The sequence below is a fragment of the Pseudomonas sp. PDM19 genome (assembly GCF_014852215.1).
GTDB lineage: Bacteria > Pseudomonadota > Gammaproteobacteria > Pseudomonadales > Pseudomonadaceae > Pseudomonas.
In genome coordinates, this window is record NZ_JACVBG010000005.1 from 353,499 (window position 1) to 371,552 (window position 18,054).

17 protein-coding genes are annotated in these 18,054 nt (G+C 66.7%); 13 read left to right on the plus strand and 4 right to left on the minus strand.

Translation table 11 applies throughout. The features are described from left to right. Positions 1-333 precede the first annotated feature (333 nt). From IB273_RS28025 to IB273_RS28040, 4 genes are all read left to right on the plus strand, one after another. The gene (locus IB273_RS28025; RefSeq protein ID WP_192225536.1) at positions 334-2,550 is read left to right on the plus strand and encodes a TonB-dependent receptor; all 2,217 of its coding nucleotides are present in this window, start codon (positions 334-336) and stop codon (positions 2,548-2,550) included. A gap of 14 nt (positions 2,551-2,564) precedes the next feature. After that, the gene (locus IB273_RS28030; protein ID WP_192225537.1) at positions 2,565-3,641 is read left to right on the plus strand and encodes an ABC transporter substrate-binding protein; all 1,077 of its coding nucleotides are present in this window, start codon (positions 2,565-2,567) and stop codon (positions 3,639-3,641) included. A 167-nt stretch (positions 3,642-3,808) separates the two neighbouring features. Beyond that, a complete protein-coding gene (locus IB273_RS28035) occupies positions 3,809-4,063 on the plus strand; it encodes a type II toxin-antitoxin system HicA family toxin (RefSeq protein WP_192225538.1) in 255 nt (84 codons plus the stop codon). Beyond that, entirely contained in the window at positions 4,060-4,407 is a 348-nt protein-coding gene (locus IB273_RS28040; protein WP_192225539.1) for a type II toxin-antitoxin system HicB family antitoxin, read from the plus strand. The genes IB273_RS28035 and IB273_RS28040 overlap by 4 nt, the downstream gene beginning before the upstream one ends. Positions 4,408-4,468: 61 nt before the next feature. On the opposite strand, the gene IB273_RS28045 is transcribed toward IB273_RS28040, so the two are convergent. Then, positions 4,469-5,200 (minus strand): class II aldolase/adducin family protein, encoded by a 732-nt coding sequence (locus IB273_RS28045; RefSeq protein ID WP_081518748.1) that lies wholly within the window; start codon positions 5,198-5,200, stop codon positions 4,469-4,471. A gap of 339 nt (positions 5,201-5,539) precedes the next feature. Between IB273_RS28045 and IB273_RS28050 the strand changes: the two genes are divergently transcribed. From IB273_RS28050 to IB273_RS28080, 7 genes are all read left to right on the plus strand, one after another. Continuing rightward, the gene (locus tag IB273_RS28050) at positions 5,540-6,694 is read left to right on the plus strand and encodes an LLM class flavin-dependent oxidoreductase (RefSeq protein ID WP_192225540.1); all 1,155 of its coding nucleotides are present in this window, start codon (positions 5,540-5,542) and stop codon (positions 6,692-6,694) included. A gap of 17 nt (positions 6,695-6,711) precedes the next feature. Next, entirely contained in the window at positions 6,712-7,767 is a 1,056-nt protein-coding gene (locus IB273_RS28055; protein ID WP_192225541.1) for an ABC transporter substrate-binding protein, read from the plus strand. An 87-nt stretch (positions 7,768-7,854) separates the two neighbouring features. Further along, positions 7,855-8,910: an ABC transporter substrate-binding protein gene (locus tag IB273_RS28060; RefSeq protein ID WP_081518751.1), complete on the plus strand. Its 1,056-nt coding sequence runs from the start codon at positions 7,855-7,857 to the stop codon at positions 8,908-8,910. Beyond that, on the plus strand, positions 8,897-10,108 hold the full coding sequence (locus IB273_RS28065) for an MFS transporter (protein WP_081518752.1): 1,212 nt from the start codon (positions 8,897-8,899) through the stop codon (positions 10,106-10,108). The genes IB273_RS28060 and IB273_RS28065 overlap by 14 nt, the downstream gene beginning before the upstream one ends. Before the next feature lie 3 nt (positions 10,109-10,111). Beyond that, positions 10,112-10,870 carry an ABC transporter permease gene (locus tag IB273_RS28070; protein ID WP_192210431.1) on the plus strand — a complete coding sequence of 253 codons (759 nt, stop codon included), beginning with the start codon at positions 10,112-10,114 and terminating at the stop codon, positions 10,868-10,870. Beyond that, complete coding sequence (locus IB273_RS28075) at positions 10,867-11,628, plus strand: ABC transporter permease (RefSeq protein WP_192210432.1); 762 nt, start codon at positions 10,867-10,869, stop codon at positions 11,626-11,628. Before IB273_RS28070 ends, IB273_RS28075 begins: the two co-directional genes overlap by 4 nt. Positions 11,629-11,669: 41 nt before the next feature. Beyond that, on the plus strand, positions 11,670-12,464 hold the full coding sequence (locus tag IB273_RS28080; RefSeq protein ID WP_151188984.1) for an ABC transporter ATP-binding protein: 795 nt from the start codon (positions 11,670-11,672) through the stop codon (positions 12,462-12,464). Positions 12,465-12,921: 457 nt separating this feature from the next. Here IB273_RS28080 and IB273_RS28085 read toward each other — a convergent pair whose 3' ends face one another. Continuing rightward, positions 12,922-14,580 (minus strand): SulP family inorganic anion transporter, encoded by a 1,659-nt coding sequence (locus IB273_RS28085; protein WP_081518755.1) that lies wholly within the window; start codon positions 14,578-14,580, stop codon positions 12,922-12,924. A gap of 472 nt (positions 14,581-15,052) precedes the next feature. Here IB273_RS28085 and IB273_RS28090 point away from each other — a divergent pair, with 472 nt between their 5' ends. Together IB273_RS28090 and mdtI are read left to right on the plus strand one after the other, a co-directional pair. Then, positions 15,053-15,424 (plus strand): multidrug/spermidine efflux SMR transporter subunit MdtJ, encoded by a 372-nt coding sequence (locus IB273_RS28090; RefSeq protein WP_081518756.1) that lies wholly within the window; start codon positions 15,053-15,055, stop codon positions 15,422-15,424. Continuing rightward, on the plus strand, positions 15,418-15,747 hold the full coding sequence (mdtI, locus tag IB273_RS28095) for a multidrug/spermidine efflux SMR transporter subunit MdtI (RefSeq protein WP_192225542.1): 330 nt from the start codon (positions 15,418-15,420) through the stop codon (positions 15,745-15,747). The genes IB273_RS28090 and mdtI overlap by 7 nt, the downstream gene beginning before the upstream one ends. A gap of 190 nt (positions 15,748-15,937) precedes the next feature. On the opposite strand, the gene IB273_RS28100 is transcribed toward mdtI, so the two are convergent. Beyond that, positions 15,938-16,984: a hypothetical protein gene (locus IB273_RS28100; RefSeq protein ID WP_192225543.1), complete on the minus strand. Its 1,047-nt coding sequence runs from the start codon at positions 16,982-16,984 to the stop codon at positions 15,938-15,940. Positions 16,985-17,125: 141 nt separating this feature from the next. Then, positions 17,126-18,040 (minus strand): flagellar hook-associated protein FlgL, encoded by a 915-nt coding sequence (gene flgL, locus IB273_RS28105; protein ID WP_192225544.1) that lies wholly within the window; start codon positions 18,038-18,040, stop codon positions 17,126-17,128. Between the last annotated feature and the right edge of the window lie 14 nt (positions 18,041-18,054).

The following is an 18,054-nucleotide window of genomic DNA, read 5'->3' on the forward strand; positions in this document are numbered from 1 at the left end:
ACCAGCTGCACATTGCGTTCCAGCGGCACTGCGACGAAAGCCGCGCCGCTCTGTCCGGCGACTGCTGCCTTGCTGCTGCCCAGGCAGCGACAGCCCAGCATGGACTGCTTCTGCAGCAGCACAGCGTGCGCAGGCTTTCATGAAAATCCTTTTATATCAGCAACTTAAAACTGACCCGGAAATCGGTACGGATGTTGCGATGTCCCCGGCAAGCCTTCCGGCCTTCATCACGCGTGAGCCAGCACAAGAGCAACGCAACAACCGCTTCATGCCTTGCGGCGACGACCGAGCACCAAAGAGCCAGCCGTCCTTTCGCCGCCCCCTGGGGACACCATGTTCAAACGCAGCACCCTTTCCCTTGCCATCCTGGCGAGCCTGGCCAGCGTCGTCGCCCATGGCGCCGACAGCGAGTCGCCGAAAACCGAAGAAACCAGCGCCGCACCGACCCTCGGCAAGGTGGTGGTCACCGCGCAGAAGCGCGAGGAGTCGGTACAGGAAGTGCCGGCACCGATCACCGTGCTCAGCGGCGAGAAGATCCGCGACGCCTCCCTGCAATCGGCCAGCGAGGTCACCCGCTACACCCCCAACGCCTCCGCCGGTACCACCGACGGGCACGGTCGCCCGCGCTGGTGGATTCGCGGCCTGGGCACCGGCGACCAGGGCGCCAACACGGTCAGCCCGATCGGCATCTACGTCGACGACGTGTACATCGCCAACATCAGCGCCACCGGCTTCCCGTTGTTCGACCAGGAGCGCGTGGAAGTGCTGCGCGGCCCGCAGGGCACCCTGTGGGGCAAGAACACCACGGGCGGCGCGATCAACTTCATCTCGCGCAAGCCGACCTTCAGCCCCGAGGGCTACTTCAAGGTCGACCTGGGCAACTACGCCAACCGCATCGTAGAAGGCGCGGTGAGCGACGCGCTGGTGGACGACAAGCTGGCCGGCCGCCTGTCCTTCCACCACCAGGGCCGCGACGGCTATACCGAGAACGAGAACGACGGCAACGACCAGGGCGCGCTGGAAGACGACGCCGTACGCCTGCAACTGGCCGCGCGGGTGAACGACAACCTCGACGCCAACCTCAACGTCCACGCCCGCCATTACCACGACACCGCCAGCTACAACACCGTGAGCTACGGCACCCGCCCGGACGGCACCAACCAGTTCGGCTATTCCATCGACCCGAAACTGGGCAAGGCCAACTTCAACGCCAAGTACCAGGCCGAGATCGACCAGGCCGGCAGCAACCTCAACATGGTCTGGCAACTGGGCGACCTCGAACTGACCTCCATTACCGCCTTCGAGCACTTCACCCGCGACGGCTGGACCGACAGCGACAACACCCCGCTGGAACTGCAGCGCAGCTACAGCTATGCCGACAGCCAGCAGTGGTCGCAGGAGCTGCGCCTGGCCTCGCCGCGCAGCGACCGGCTGAACTGGGTACTGGGCTTCCACTACTTCAACGAAGACCTGGAATCGAAGAACGCCAACGCGGCGCTGCCCAACGCCTATATCCCCAGCTACTACAACAACGTCAGCTACGACCAGAAGACCGAGAGCTACGCCATCTTCGGCAGCACCACCTACAACTTCACCGACGACTTCAGCGTCACCGCCGGCCTGCGCTGGACCCGCGAGACCAAGGACATCGACCTCGAGCGCCTGGTCAACCGGGGCGCCGCCAGCTTCGGCGACGGCCACTGGTGGCAGCCGGGCAACGTCGACTCGCCGCTGATCGTCAACGCCACCCAGGACGAGAGCAACACCTGGAGCGACTACAGCTGGGACCTGACGCCCGAATACCGGATTTCCGATAACGCCCGCGCCTACTTCCGCTACGCTCGCGGCTTCCGCTCCGGCGGCTACAACGCCGGCGTCACCAGCCAGGCCACGGTGGCCAAGGTCGATCCGGAATACCTCACTTCCTACGAGCTGGGCCTGAAGTCGGAATGGTTCGACGGCCGCCTGAACGCCAACGCCAGCGTCTTCTACTACGACTACGAGGACATCCAGCTCAACATCGTCACCGCGGTGAACAACCAGACCGTCTCGCGCCTGGCCAACGGCGCCCAGGGCGAGGCCTACGGCGCCGAGTTCGAACTCGAAGCCATCCCCGTGCAGAACCTGCACCTGAACCTAGGCCTGGGCCTGCTGCACACCGAGTTCACCGACTACACCTCGGGCAACGACGACTATTCCGGCAACCACTTCGTCCGCGCGCCCAGCGTCTCGGCGGTGATCGGCGCCGACTACCGCATCCCGCTCAACGTCGGCGGCGCGGTGGTGCTGGGCACCGACTGGAACACCCGCAGCCGCCAGTACTTCTTCACCAACGACCAGAGCGCCAACATGCGCACCGGCGGCTACACCCTGGGCAACGCGCGGGTGACCTACGAGCTGCCGGGCGAGACCACGCGCATCACCGCCTACGTGAACAACCTCACCGACAAGGAATACCGCAACCACACCCTGCCCACGGGCTACCAGACCGCCGCCGTCATGTACGGCGACCCGCGCACCTTCGGCGTCTCGGTCACCACCGACTTCTGAGCGAGGTAATCCTCATGAACCTTCTGCATCGCGCGCTGCGCCGGCTGCTGCCGGCCGCCGCCGTGCTGCTCGCAGGCCACGCCCTGGCCGCCGAGCAGCCAACCACCCTGCGCATCGCCACGGTGGCCTACGCCAATGCCGGGCAAATCACCTTCAACGGTCCGTCCTACGTGATCGACCGCGACAAATGGCTGGAACAGCAACTGGCCCAGCGCGGCATCAAGCTGGAGTGGGTGCCCGCCGCCACCGGCTCGGTGGGCACCTTCGTCAACGAGGAGTTCGCCAACAGGCGCATCGACTTCGCCTTCTACGGCGACCTGCCGTCGATCATCGCCAACGCCTCGGGCGTGCAGACCCAGCTGATCGTCCCCGGCGGCATCGGCAACAACGTCTACCTGGTGGTGCCGCCAGGCTCCACGGCGAAATCCATCGGCGACCTCAAGGGCAAGCGCATCGCCCTGCACCGCGGTCGGCCGTGGGAGTTGTCGTTCGCCAAGCTGCTGGAAGCCAACCACCTGGGCTTCGACGACTTCCGCATCTTCAACCTCAACCCGCAGGCTGGCGCCGCCGCGCTGAGTGCCGGGCGGGTGGATGCCTTCTTCACCCTGAGCGATGCCTTCCTGCTGGAAGACAAACAGGTCGGCCGCATCATCTGGTCGAGCAAGGAGGCCCCGGCGGACTGGAAGATGCGCGCCGAGGTCTGGGGCGCGAAGGACTTCGTGAAAGACCATCCCGACCTCACCCAGCTGGTGGTGGACGCCTATCTGAAAGCCGCGTGGTGGGTCTCCCAGGACGCCAACCAGGCCGAGTACCAGCAAGCCCAGACCCGCTCCGGCGTGCCGCTGAGCGTGCTGCAGCGCGAGGTCTCCGGCGAGCCCTGGTCAGCGCACTTCTCCCCGCTCTACGACGACGCCCTGCGTCAGCACTACACCGACGGCATTGCCTACAGCCTGAAGGCGAAGCTGATCCGCAACGAGGTGAAGGTGGAAGACCTGCTGGAGCCGAAGTTCGTCGAGCAGGGCTTGAAGAATCTGCAGCTGGATAGCTTCTGGCAGCGCAGCGCCGGCCCCTCCGTCGCCGCCAAGCCTTGATCTGAGCGTAGGAGCGGACTCTGTCCGCGATAGCTTGCCGGCGGCTGGGAGCGGGCCTGTTGCACATCGCGGACGGAGTCCGCTCCTACACGACGACGCGCGGTTTCGAGCCGAAACCGCGCGGGATGCCGACATTGAATGCTATCATTCAGAGATAGCATTCAACGATGCCGAACCGCCACCGCAAGACCCTCGCCATGATCTTCCGCACGCCAACCAGCGCAGGGATCGTGTTTGCCGACATCGAAGCCCTGATCCTGTATCTGGGCGGAGTCGTGGAGGAGCGAGAGGGCTCGCGAGTGAAGCTGGCTCTGCAAGGACAGACCTGGCGCTGCCACCGTCCGCATCCGGGCAAGGAAGCCAAGCGTTACCAAGTCGAGGAAGCCCGCGAGTTCCTGCGCCGGGCCGGAGTGGAAACATGAGCCGCATGACCTACAAGGGTTACACCGCCCGCATCGAGTTCGACGACCGCGACGACCTTTTCGTGGGTCGCCTGCTGGGTGTGCACGACATCATCAGCTTCCACGCCGACAGCGTCGGTGGTCTGCATGCGGCCTTGCAGGAAGCGGTCGAGGACTATCTCGCCGACTGCGCCGGGCGCGGCGTGGAGCCGGAGAAGCCGGCATCCGGGAAGATCATGCTGCGCATCCGGCCGGAGGTTCACGCGGCCGCCGCCATCGCAGCGAAGGCCTCCGGCAAGAGCCTGAATCAATGGGCGGAGAATGTGTTCGAGCGTGCGGCGCGGAAGAACACAAGGAGCCCGTAGGAGCCTGATCCGCGCCCACAAAAAAGCCCTCGCAAGAGGGCTTTTTCATGCCGGGCAGAAATCAGGCCGCCGCGCCCAGCAGCTTCTGGCCCTGTTCCCAGAGGCCGGTCATCTTCCACTGCTGCTCCAGCACGCCGGGGCCGAACTCCTGGGAGCCACCGAGGCTTTCGGCGAGGCCCTGGAAGTAGGCGCCTTCCTCCAGCAGCAGGATCAGCTTGGACGCCTTGATCAGGTCGTCGCCCCAGAAGGTCGCGCCGCCGTTGGCTTCGAGGATGGCCGGGGTGTGCGGGTTCTCGGCGAGCCTGTCGAGGATGAACAGCGGTTCGGGCTGGCGGCGGTCGATGTAGATCGGCAGCTCGCGGGCCAGGGTCACGCGCTGGGAGGCGGCATAACGGATCGGCAGCACGCGGTGCGCACTGGCCCAGCCGCCGAGGTAGGCGGTATGCACATGGATCACCACGTTCACTTCCGGGCGCGCCTGGAAGATTGCCGCGTAGCGCTTGCCGTTGCCGCCTGCACCACGGCCGCTGAGCGGGGTCGCGCCGGGGATGCTTTCGTCGAGGATCACTTCGCCGTCGTAGGTAGCCACCACCGCGCGGATTTCCTGGTCATCAGCCCAGGGGTTCGGCGCGTGGACGGCGATCACCTTGTCGCTGTCAGGCACCCGCACGTAGGCCTGGTAGGTGTTGGTGGCGGTGAGGGTGCGGCTCTCCTTGAGCACGCGGAAGGCCTTGGCGAAGTCGCGGCGGACCTGTTCGAGCTGGCTGGCGAGTTGCGGGTCGAGGGTGGACATGAAGTGCCTCCTGGCAGTCGGGGATGGATGAACCGCGTGGCGGTGTTCCACTGACTGAGCAGGACTTGTGCCACTAAAAAATATCAATACAAATCAATTAGTTGAATGAACAGAAAGCCAACAAACGGGCACCAACCCTGGCGAAACGGGCGAAATTGCTGCCCGCCCAGCATCCCCTGCTGACCCACTGCTGCTGTACAGACAAACGCCCTGCTGCCACAGCAGCACGCCCGCCTGAAAGCCCCGCCTCGCCTGGCCTGCAGGCTTTGGGCACAGCCCTTGCTCAAGACCCTGTACGAGCAGCACGACGCTGCCCCCGCCAAGCAAAGGAGCATGGTCATGAGCACCGAATTCTTCTGGCGACTGCCGCTGGGCAGCGACGGTCCCTATCTCGCCTCGGACAAGAACAACCGCGGCAGCCACATCGAGCGCCCCGGCAACATCGCCCCGGGTCGCCTGCCCAACGGCGAGCCGGACGGCTTCACCTACATCGACTACATCGCCCAGGTGGCCAAGGCCGCCGAGATCGCCGGCTTCGAGGGCGCGCTGCTGCCCACCGGGCCGGAGCCGTGGATCGCCGCTGCCGCCCTGGCCCGCGAGACCCGCCGGATCAAGTTCCTGATCGCCTTCCAGGCCGCCTGGACCCTGCCGGCCTACGCGGCGCAGCAGGCGGCAATCCTCCAGCACCTGTCCCGCGACCGCCTGGAGTGGAACATCATCACCGGCGGCAACCCCGCCAGCCAGCGCGCCAACGGCGACTTCCTCGACCACGACAAGCGCTACCAGCGCACCGGCGAGTTCCTCGACATCATCGACGGCCTGTGGAAAAACGAGCAGTTCTCCTACCAGGGCGACATCTACCAGCTGGAGAACGGCTCGCTGCCGATCGCGCTGCGCAACGTGCGCAAGCCCGGCGTGTATTTCTCCGGCTTCTCCGATCCGGCGCTGGACGTTGCGGCGAAGCACGCCGACGTCTACCTCAACTGGGCCGAACCCATCGACAAGCTCAAGCCGCATCTGGAGCGGGTGCGTGAGCTGGCCGACAAGCAGGGCCGCGAGATCCGCTTCGGCATCCGCATCGACCTGTTCGCCCGCGAGACCGAAGAGGCCGCCTGGAGCGAACTGCGCCGCCAGTACGAGCGCATCGACGCGCGCACCAGCGCCTTCATCAAGAACTTCGCCACCGGCTCGGATTCCGTCGGCGCCGCGCGGCAGACCGCCTACCACCAGAACGTCGAACGCTTCGACGACCTGATCCTCGGCCCCAACCTCTGGGCCGGCTTCGGCAAGGCCAAGCCGGGGCCGACCATCGGCCTGGTGGGCAGCCACGAGAACGTCGCCGAACGCCTCGCCGAATACCGCGACGCCGGCTTCTCCACCTTCATTCTCGCCGGCAACCCGCACCTGGAAGAAGCCCTGCGCATCGGCCAGGAAGTCCTGCCGCTGGTGCAGGGCAAACGCGCCGACGTCCACGAACTCAAGGCCCGCGCCTGAGCCACAAGGAGCTGAACATGTCCCGTCCCCTAGATACCCTCTGGTACACCCGCTGCCCGGTGCCCACCGGCCTCGGCATCGCCGTGCAGAAAGGCTGGCTGGAAGAATCCCTCGCCGAGCAGGGCACGCAGATCAAGTCGCTGCGCGAGTCCGCCGACCAGGCAGTGCGCGAGTCGCACTTCGACCACACCCTGCAGAACTCGGTGCGCCACGGCGGCAACATCCCGGCCATCTGGGCCCGCGCCAGCGGCCGCGAAACCCGCGTGATCGGCCTGTCCTGGGCCGACGAGGCGCAGCTGATCCTGACCACCGCCGAGAGCGGCATCCGCAGCGTGCGCGACCTCAAGGGCCGGCGCTTCGGCCTGCCGGACTGGAGCGGCGCGCAGATCGACTTCACCCGCGCCCAGGCCATTCGCGGCCTGGAAAACGCCCTGCGCCTGGAAGGCCTGGAAGTGCGCGACCTGGAGCTGGTGGACTTCGGCCTGAAGGGCACCTTCAGCGACGAGGCGCCGGGCAACATCGTCGGCATCACCGGCCACGGCGGCAGCCGTCGGCGCAGCCAGAACCCGGAACTGGTCGGGCTGTTACGGGGCGAGGTCGATGCGATCTTCCTCAAGGGCGCCCACGCCGTACAGCTGGCGCAGCAGTTCGGCCTGCACACGGTGATCGACACCGGCGCCCACCCGGAACCGCTGATCCGCGCCAACAACGGCACGCCGCGCACCCTGAGCGTCGACCTCAACCTGCTGGAGCAGCACCCCGACGCCGCCACCGCGATCCTCGCCTCGGTACTGCGGGCCGAGGACTGGGCGCACCAGTACCCGGACGACACCCGCCGCTACCTGGCGCGGGAAACCAACAGCAGCGAATTCTGGGTCGCCACCGCCTACGGCGAGGACGCCCACCTGCGCCTGCGCACCAACCTCGACGAAGGCTCGATCCTCGCCCTGCAGGACTTCACCGACTTCCTGCAGCGCTGGAACTTCATCCCGGCGCGCTTCGACGTGCGCGAGTGGATCGACCCGCGCCCGCTGGAAGCCCTGCGCAGTCGCCTCGCACAAAAGACCGGCTGAGCAACGTCACGAGGGCGATTCCCTCTGTTTCCCGACCCGGCCCCCGCGCGACGATGCGGGGGCTTTCATCCCCCCCGACGGACACCCATGAGCACACCGCTGGAAACCCTCTGGTACACCCACAGCCCCGTACCCACGGGCCTCGGCATCGCCGTCGAATCCGGGCGCCTGGCCCAGGCCTTCCGCCCGTTCGGCACGCGCATCCAGTCGCTGCGCGAGTCGTCCGAACGCGAGGTGCGAGAAGCGCACTTCGACCATCACCTGCCCTACTCCGTGCGCCACGGCGGCAACATTCCGGCCATCTGGGCCCGCGCCAGCGGCGCACGCACGCGGGTGGTCGGGCTGTCGTGGAGCGACGAGGTGCAGCTCATCGTCAGCGCCCCGGACAGCGGCGTGCGCAGCATCCGCGACCTGCGCCACCGACGCTTCGGCCTGCCGAAGTGGGCCAACGTGCAGATCGACTTCACTCGCGCCCAGTCCCTGCGCGGTCTGGAAAACGCCCTGCGGCTGGAAGGCCTGGAAGTGCGCGACGTCGAGCTGGTGGACTACCCCTACGGCGGCACCTTCAGCGACGATCCGGTGCGCCATGTGTTCGGCGCCCAGGTCGCGCTCAAGGGCAACCGCGTGGTGCAGCGCAACAACGAGCTGATCGGCCTGTTGCGCGGCGACATCGACGCCATCTTCCTCAAGGGCGCCCACGGCCTGCAGCTGGCCCACGAGTTCGGCCTGCACGTGGTCATGGACGTCGGCTCGCACCCCGAGCCGCTGGTGCGCTCGAACATCGGCACGCCGCGCACCCTGACCGTCGACCAGCAACTGCTGGACGAACACTTCGATGCCGCCGTGCTGGTGCTCGACACCGTGCTGCGCGCCGAGCAATGGGCCTGGGCGCACCCCGAAGAAACCCGTCGCTTCCTCGCCCGCGAGCTGAACACCAGCGAGTTCTGGGTCGCCAGCGCCTATGGCGAAGACGCCCACCTGCGCCTGCAGACCAACCTGGCAGAGCGCTCGGTCAATGCCCTGCGCGACCTCACCGCCTTCCTGCAGCGCTGGGCATTCATCGGTAAAGACTTCAGCGTCGACGACTGGATCGACCCGCGCCCGCTGGAAGCCCTGCTGGGGAAGATCGATGTCGCCATCTAGCCCGGCGCGGCCCGCCGCCTTCCTGCTCAACTTCATGCTGCTGGCGGCGTTCAGCGGCGCCACCATCGGCATGGCGAAGATCGTCACCACGCTGTACGCCATCAGCATCGGCGCCAATGCCATGCAGATCGGCATCATCTCGGCCATGGAAGCGCTCGGCATGGTGATCCTCACCTTGCCCGCCGGCTTCGTCATCGCCCGCTTCGGCGCGCGCCGCGTGTACTTTCTCGCCAGCCTCGGGCCGATGCTGCTGAACCTGGCCATCCCGCTGTTCGGCGGGTGGCTGTGGCTGGCCTGTGCGCGGCTGCTGATCGGCCTGTGCATCCCGTTCCGCATCGTCGCCATGAACAGCGCCTTCCTGCGCCAGCTCAAGCGCATCGGCAACGACAAGGCCGGCTGGTACCGCGGCTCGCTGACTTTGGGGATGGGCCTGCTCGGCCCGCTGCTGGGCAACTGGCTGAGCGGCGCGGCGAGCTTCACCTGGGGCTTTGCCGCCATCGGCCTGTGCTTCGGCCTGATGGCTTTCTACAGCCTGGGTTTCTGGGAAGGCGAGGCACCCGCCGAGGACCTGCCCGTGGCCGCCGCCACCGGCGGGCTGCTGCAACAGGTCAGCGCCATGCTGGCCAATGTCGAGATCGCCGAGAGCTGCCTGATTGAGCTGCTCAGCGCCGCCACCAGCGCGCTGTTCGGCACCTTCATCCTGCTGCTGGCGATGGACGTCGCCGGCCTGTCGCAAGGCCAGGCGGTGAGCCTGGTGATGATCCAGGGCCTGGCCTCGGTGCTCGGGCTGTTCGGCTTCGGCTACCTGATCGAACGCAGCGGCCGCCGACTGGCCTACGTCGGCAGCCTCAGCGCAGCGCTGGCCGCACTGTTGCTGCTCGGCGTCGCCCGCGATTACTGGCTGCTCGCGCTGGGCGGCGTGCTGCTCAGCGCGGCGGCGGCACTCATCCACCTGGTGAACATGGCCCAGCTGGGCGAGCACGCCATGGACAAGAGCAAGATTTCCGGCCTGTTCAACCTCGCGTCCATGTCCGGCAGTTTTTCCGGCGCGCTGCTGGGTGGGGCGATCAGCCACTTCGTCGGGCTGGGCAACCTGTTCCTCTGCTGGATTCCCCTGGTGCTGCTGGCCGCGCTGTTCTGCTGGCAACGCAAGCAGCGCCGCCAGAGCGCCGGGCCATTGCTCGGGCAGGAGGGCTGAGACATGCGCCGAACATTCGATCGCCTGAGCTGGTTCGCCTCGCCGCTGCTCCTGCTGCTGGCCTGGTTCGCCGTCGCCCGCGCCGGCTGGTTTCCGCCGCAACTGCTGGTGCCGCCGGCGGAAGTCTGGGCCAGCTTCCAGGACCTGCTGGCCAGCGGCGAGCTGCACGAGCACGTGGTCAACAGCCTGTCGCGTCTGGCGATCGGTTTCTCCATCGGCGCCGTCGGCGGGCTGCTGCTGGGCACCGCCATGGCGCTGTCGAAGACCGTGGAGGCCTACTGCGCGCCGCTGTTCCACACCCTGCGCCAGGTACCGTCGATCGCGCTGATCCCGATGTTCATCCTGTTCTTCGGCGTGGAAGAGACCTTCAAGATCCTGATCGTCACCAAGGCCGCTTTCTTCCCCGTGGCGCTGGCCGCCAGCGAAGGCGTGAAGGGCATTCCGCGCGGCTACTTCGAGGTCGCCAGCGTGTACCGCCTGCCGCTGTGGAGCCTGCTGCGCGACGTTGCCTTCCCCGCCGCCGCGCCGCCCATTGTCACCGGCCTGCGCATCAGCCTGAGCCGCGCCTGGATGGTGCTGGTGGCCGCCGAACTGCTCGCCGCCGACAGCGGCCTGGGGCAGATGATCGAGCTGAGCCGGCAGATGCTGCGCATCGACATCGTGATGGTCGGCGTAGTGGTCACCGGGGCCATCGGCTTCGTCCTCGACTTCGCCTTCCGCCTGCTGGAGAAGCGCTTGCTGCGCTGGAGACCGACGCCATGATCCGCATTCTCAAGAGCCTTCGCGGGCTGGTCCTGCCGGCGCTGCTGATCGCCGCCTGGCACTGGCAGTCACAGCAGGGCGCCAGCGCGGCCTATGCCTTCGTACCGCTGGAGCGCATCGGCGCCGGCTTCGTCGAGCTGATCAGGACCGGCGAGCTGTGGCTGAGCGTCGCCGCCAGCCTGCAACGCACCTGCCTCGGCCTGCTGCTGGGCGTGCTTGCCGGCTTCGCACTGGGCGCCGGCATGGCGCTGTCGCGGCCGCTCGAGCGGCTGTTCGCACCCCTCTACCACACCATCCGCCAGGTGCCGATCCTCGGCCTGATCCCGCTGATCGCCCTGTGGTTCGGCAGCGGCGAGCCGTCCAAGGTGCTGATCGTCAGCCTCGCCGCCTTCTACCCGATGACGCTGAACGCCTTCGAAGGCTTCCGCGACGTGGAGAAGCGTTACCGCGAAGTCGGCCGTCTGTATGCCTTCGGCCCCTGGCAGCAGTTCCGCGAAGTGCTGCTGCCCGGCGCGCTGCCCAGCCTGAGCAACGGCGTCCTGCACGCGCTGGCCTTCGCCTGGGTCAGCTCGGTGGGTTGCGAGCTGTTCCTCTCCACCGGCATGGGCCTGGGCAACCTGATGATGAACGCCGAGACCGGCTCGCGCATGGAGATCGTGGTGATCGGCGTGCTCAGCATCGGCCTGCTCGGCTACGCCATGAACCAGCTGTTCGCCCGCGCCGCGCGCCACCTGCTGCGCTGGCGCAACCTGCGCTAGCTCTTTCCAGATTCGGCCTATTCGTTATGAGTACCCAGACCATGAACGCGATCCTCGATCCCGCCCTCCTTCCTGCCCAGCAGGCGCAACCCGGCGCGCTGGCCATCCAGGGCCTGAGCAAGGCCTATTCCATCGACGGCCGCAGCCTGCCGGTGCTGGAGAACATCGACCTGGCGGTGCGCCCCGGCGAGTTCGTCAGCATCGTCGGCGCCAGCGGCTGCGGCAAATCCTCGCTGCTGCGCCTGATTGTCGGCCTGGAGAACGACTACAGCGGGCGCATCCTCCTCGACGGCCAGGCCGTGACCGGCACCGGCCTGGAGCGCGGCATCGTGTTCCAGGACCACCGCCTGTTCCCGTGGAAGACGGTGGAAGAGAACGTCGCCCTGGCGCTGAAGCAGCAGAAACTCAGCCGCGCCGAGAAGCGCGAACGGGTGGCCGAGCACCTGGAGCTGGTAGGCCTGACCGGCTTCGAGCAGGCCTATCCGCACCAGCTCTCCGGCGGCATGGCGCAGCGCGCCGCCATCGCCCGCGCGCTGATCACCCGGCCCAAGGTGCTGCTGCTGGACGAGCCCTTCGGCGCCCTCGACGCTCTCACCCGCGTGCGCCTGCAGCATGAGTTGCAGCGCATCTGGGTGCAGCAGCGCAGCACCATGATCATGGTCACCCACGACGTGGAAGAGGCGCTGTACCTGGGCGACCGGGTGATCGTCATGGACGCGCGGCCGGGGCGGATTCGCCATGAGGTGCGGGTGGATCTGCCGCATCCGCGTGAGCGTGGGCATGCGTTGCTGGCGAAGTTGAAGGAAGAGCTTCTGGCGGAGCTGATGCAAGGGTGATCCGCCCTACGGAATCACCGGGCGCCAAGGGAGGATGGCGTGGAGCGCAGCGATACCCATCATTCCTGCGCAGCAACAGCATGGGTATCGCAAGCTCCACCCATTCTACGTCCGTGTTTCACCGGCAACTTCCGCGCTCGCAGTTGTATAACGCCTGGGGCGTTCCCCGCCCTACGGAATCACCGAGCGCCAAGGGAGCGTCAACGTAGGATGGCGTGGAGCGCAGCGATACCCATCATTCCTGCGTCCCAACAGCATGGGTATCGCAAGCTCCACCCATCCTACGTCCGTGTTTCGCCGGCAACTTCCGCGCTCGCCGTTGTATAACGCCTGGGGCGTTCCCCGCCCTACGGAATCGCCGGGCGCCAAGGGAGCGTCAATGCAGGATGGCGTGGAGCGCAGCGATACCCATCATTCCTGCGCCGCAACAGCATGGGTATCGCAGGCTCCACTCATCCTACGTCCGTGTTTCGCCGGCAACTTCAGCGCTGGCAGCGGAAAGTGCTGCGGGAAAATCCGGGTGATACCCCGCGCCGATCTCCTCCAGCACGCCCGCCTTGCGCAGCTTGCCGAGCACCCGCGCATTGGCCTCGCACAGGCGCACCTCGATGCCGCGTCGCTGCAACTGCTCGATCACTTCCTGCAGGGTCTGCAGGCCGGTGATGTCCATGAACGGCACATGGCGCAGGCGGATGATCAGCACCTTCGGGTCGGTGTGGGTCTTGGCCAGGGCGCGCTCGAAGGTTTCCGCCGCACCGAAGAACAGCGGCCCCTCGATGCTGTACACCAGCACGCCGGGCGGCAGCTCGCCGAGGCCGCGGCCGCGCAGTTCCACTTCCAGTTCGGGGCCGTCGTCGGCGTGTACTTCCACCGAGGACGCCATGCGCCGCAGGAAGTGCAGCATGGCGAGGATCACGCCGATGTTCACCGCGATCACCAGGTCGCTGAACACGGTGAGCAGGAAGGTCACCAGCAGGATGGCCACATCCGCGCGCGGCGCGCGCTTGAGCATGAACAGGAAGTGCCGCGCCTCGCTCATGTTCCAGGCCACCACGAAGAGGATCGCCGCCAGCGCGCAGAGCGGGATGTTCGAGGCCAGCGGCGCGAGGAATAGCAGGATCAGCACCAGGGTCGCCGCGTGGGTGACGCCGGCCAGCGGGCTGTTGCCGCCGTTGCGGATGTTGGTCGCAGTACGCGCGATGGCCCCGGTGGCGGCAATGCCGCCGAACAGCGGGGTGACCAGGTTGGCGATGCCCTGGCCGATCAGTTCCTGGTTGGAGTCGTGGCGGGTGCCGGCCATGCCGTCGGCGACCACCGCCGAGAGCAGCGACTCGATGGCGCCGAGCATGGCGATGGCGAAGGCCGGGCCGATCAGTTCGAGCACCCGCGGCAGGGTCACTTCCGGCAGGCTGAAGCTCGGCAGGCCCTGGGGAATACCACCGAAGGCGCTGCCGATGGTGGCGACGCCCTCGAAGTGGAACAGCGACTGGATGGCCGTCACCACCACCATCGCCACCAGCGGGCCGGGCACCCGGCGCAGCGCGGCGATGCGAGGGGTGAACAGCACCAGCGCCAGGCTCAGCAGCGCCAGCACAGTTGTCGCCAGGTGCAGTTGCGGCAACGCCTGGATCAGGTGCCAGAGCTTCTGGTGGAAGTGCTCGCCGGTCACCGCCGGCAGGCCGAAGAAGTCCTTCCACTGGCCGACCCAGATGATCACCCCGATGCCGGCGGTGAAGCCGACGATCACCGGCGCGGGGATGAAGCGGATGATGCTGCCCAGGCGGCTGACGCCCAGCAGCACGAGGATCGCGCCGGCCATCAGCGTGGCGATCTGCAGGCCATCCACGCCGTACTTGGCGGTGACGCCGGCGAGGATGACGATGAAGGCACCGGTGGGGCCGGCGATCTGCACGCGACTGCCGCCCAGCAGCGAGACCAGCACGCCGGCGAAGATCGCCGTGTAGATGCCCTGCTCCGGCTTCACCCCGCTGGCGATGGCGAAGGCCATGGCCAGCGGCAGCGCGACCACCCCGACTATGACCCCGGCCACCAGGTTGCGCGTCCAGTGCTCACGGCCGAAGAGTCCGGCCTTCCAGGCTTCTCGCAGGGCGATCATCGCAGTCTCCGACGGGATATCGATGGTGGATGCTAACAGGCCGCACGCCAAAACGGCCCGGCGCAGTTCATGGCTGTGGCGCGCTGTCGCAGGCGAAGCAAGGTGAACAGAATATTGCACAACCCTGGTGGCGAGCAGGGTCCAGCGGGGTTCGCAGGCGCCATTTCATGGGCATTCATGACGTAAATCAACCGGATCGATTTGCCAGCGAAGCGAAAAATGGGCACAATATGTTCATTATGTTGAACATCAAGGCTCTACCTCTCCCCACTTCCCGCCTGGTTTCGCGCGAGCGTCACTGGACCGGCGACCTCTAGCTCCTCCCTTCGGCAACCACCTTCTGGTGGCGCCAAGCGCGGTGAACACTCACAGGTGATTCCCGCCCGAGTCGGCACCACCGAACCCGAACCGAAACCGCCGCAAGGATGCTCTTAGCGAGACTGCGCGCGGCTGCCCGTGGGAGGGCTTTACCATGCGTTCCTGGATCTATCTGCTAGCCGCCATCGGCTTCGAAGTCGTTGGCACCACCTCGATGAAATTCACCCACACGCTGTTCCCGGTTGCCGGGCTGCTGCTGATGTACGTGATGATCGGCCTGTCGTACTACTTCCTGTCGCTGGCCATCAAGCGCGTGCCGGTCGGCGTGGCCTACGCCCTGTGGGAAGGCATCGGCATCGTGCTGATCACCCTGGTCAGCGCCTTCTTCCTCGGCGAGCATCTGAGCCTGGACAAGGCCCTGGGCCTGGCCGTGATGATCGCCGGCATCCTGCTGGTGAAATCCGGTACCCGTACCGGCCGTCATGAAGAGCGCCGTGAACTGAATGGGGAGGCCGTGACATGCTGAACCATGACCTGATTCTGATGGCCTGGCTGGGCCTGGCCATCGTCCTGGAAGTGATCGCCAACCTGCTGCTCAAGTACTCCGACGGCTTCCGCAAGCGCCTGATCGGCGCAGCCTCGATCCTCTGCGTGCTGGGCGCGTTCACCGCGCTCGCCCAGGCGGTACGCGGCATCGAACTGTCGGTGGCCTACGCCATCTGGGGCGGATTCGGCATCCTCGCCACCGTCGCCATGGGCTGGGCGCTGTTCGGTCAGCGTCTGGTCTGGCGCGGCTGGGTCGGCCTGGCGATGCTCGTGCTGGGCATGGGCCTGCTGAAGCTGGCCTGATCACTGAGAGAAACGAAAAAGGCGGAGCTTAGCTCCGCCTTTTTCATGCCTGGGAATTGGCTGCCGTGCGGTTCGCGAGCAAGCTCCGCGCTAACCCGTAGGGCGCATAACCTGGAACAGGTTATCCGCCGCCACCCACACGGCGGATAACGCTGGCGCGTTATGCGCCCTACGAAAGGCGGCGGGCGCTTCAGGCCAGCAGGCTGACCACCGCGAAGCGACTCAGGTTGGCCTGGGCCACCACCGTCTGCGCCGCCGCGCTGTAGTGCGTGGCGCTGCGCCCCATGCGGTCGAGCATGGAAGCGGCGAAGGTGTGCGCCCACTCGCGTTCGTCCTCGCTGGCGTGGCGGTCGAGGAAGTCGCGGATGTCGTCCTGGCGATGACGCAGCTGGTCGCGCAGGCCGCCAATGCGATCCAGCGCCGACACCACCGAGTCGAGCAACTGACGCTGCTCACGGAAGGCATCGGTCTTGATCTCGGTGGGGAACGCCAGCAGCCCCTCTTCCTGGCTTTTCAGCCGGGTGCTCTTGCCCTTGGCGAACAGCTTGCCCTCGCCCTGCACCGCCAACTGGCCCTTGAGCTGTTGCCAGTCGGCCTCGGGGGCGGAGAACTTCAGCACGCCATCGCTATCGAGTTCGGCGCGAATGCCGGCCTGGCCGAGCGTGGCGTTGAAGCGGCGCAGCACCTGCTCGGTGCTCATGCCATCGTCCAGCACCACCGCCGCCGGTTCCGCGAGCTGGCGCCCAGCGCTGAACAGCAGGGTTTCCTTGCCCGAGCGCTGGATGTCCTGCACCGACTCCAGGCCTTCGAGGCTGAAGCGGCTGCGCACCGGCTCGTTGAGGCGCAGGCGGAAATTGGCGTCGAGGCTGCCGTCCGAACGCTGGGCGCGCTGCTCCAGCAGTTCGTTGACCTGCCGCGTGGCCTGGCGCACGCCTTCGCGGTCCTGGGACTGCGGCGCGCTGAGTTCGCGGCTGAGGTTGAGCTTGAGACCGCCGAGGCGGTCCTGCAGGTCGCCCAGGTAGCTGTCGGCCGACTGCATGGAGGACAACTGCTGGTTGAGCTGCAGGTTGAAGCTGCCGCTCTTCTGCGCGCCCCGCGCCATCTGCGCGGCGTTTTCACTTTTCTCTTCGTTCTTGCGCAGGGTGTTCTGCCGCTCGCCGGTGGAGGGCAGGATGACGTCGCGGCGGGCGCTGGGATCGAAGACGGCGGCGGCCGGCAGTTGCTTGATGACCTTCATGGTGACCTCTGCACCGGATGTGCTTCCGCCCGGCACTGGGGCCGGGCGGAGGCGGGATAAAAAGTAGGGGAACCGGGCGCTGCGCCGCCGATTGGCGTCCAGACCTCCTTGCGGCGCGGCCCGGCTCCCCTACGAAGAAACTTACAGGCGGCTGAACAGCGACAGGTCGTTGAGCTTCAGGTAGGTCTTCTGCGTGGCCTGCAGCGCCAGCTGGTAGGTGTTCAGGTCGATGCTCGCGCCGGCGTAGTCCAGCTGCGACAGCTCGCCGTTGATCTTCTGGTTCACCAGCGACACCTCCTCGTTGCTCGAGTTGAGCATGGTCAGGGTGTTCTGCCGCCCGCCCAGCTCGGTGATGGCGCCGAGCACACCGTCATGGGCGCTGTCGAGGCCGTCGATGGTCGCGGCGATCTGCGCCTGCACCGTCGGGTCGGTGGTATCCAGGGCCGGGTCCTTGAGCATCTTCACCGTGGCGTGGAGCTGGTTGAGGAAGTCCATGCTGCTGCCGAACATACCCAGCGCGGTGACGTTCTCTTCCACCTGGACGCCGTTGGCCACGGCCGCCTGGCGCGACTTGTCGTTGCCGGTGGAGACGTAGGTGTCGGTCAGCGGTTCGTAGGTCACCGCCGCGGTGTCGCTCAGGGTGCCGGAGAACAGGTAGCGGCCCTCTTCGTCACGCACGTTGACGAAGCTGACGATGGTCTTCTCGATGCTCTCCAGCTCGCCCGCCATGGCGTTCAGGTCCTTGGGCGTGTTCGAGCCGTTGGCCGCCCAGAGCAGCAGGTCGCGCACGTTGAGCATGGAGTCCGAGGTGGCCTGCAGGTTGGCCTCCTGGGTGGAGAGGTTGCCCGAGACGTTGCTGATGTTGGTGCGGTACTGCGCCAGGCTCGCTTCCTCGCGCTGGATGCGCAGCATGCGCACGCTGGCGATGGGGTCGTCGGAGGGCTGGAGGATGCGCTGGCCGGTGGACATCTGCTGCATCAGCTTGCCCAGGGAAGCCGAGTTGCTGTTCATCGAACCGCTCATCAGCGCGGTGATCTGTGCGTTGGTAATGCGCATGGTGCTGTCCTTCG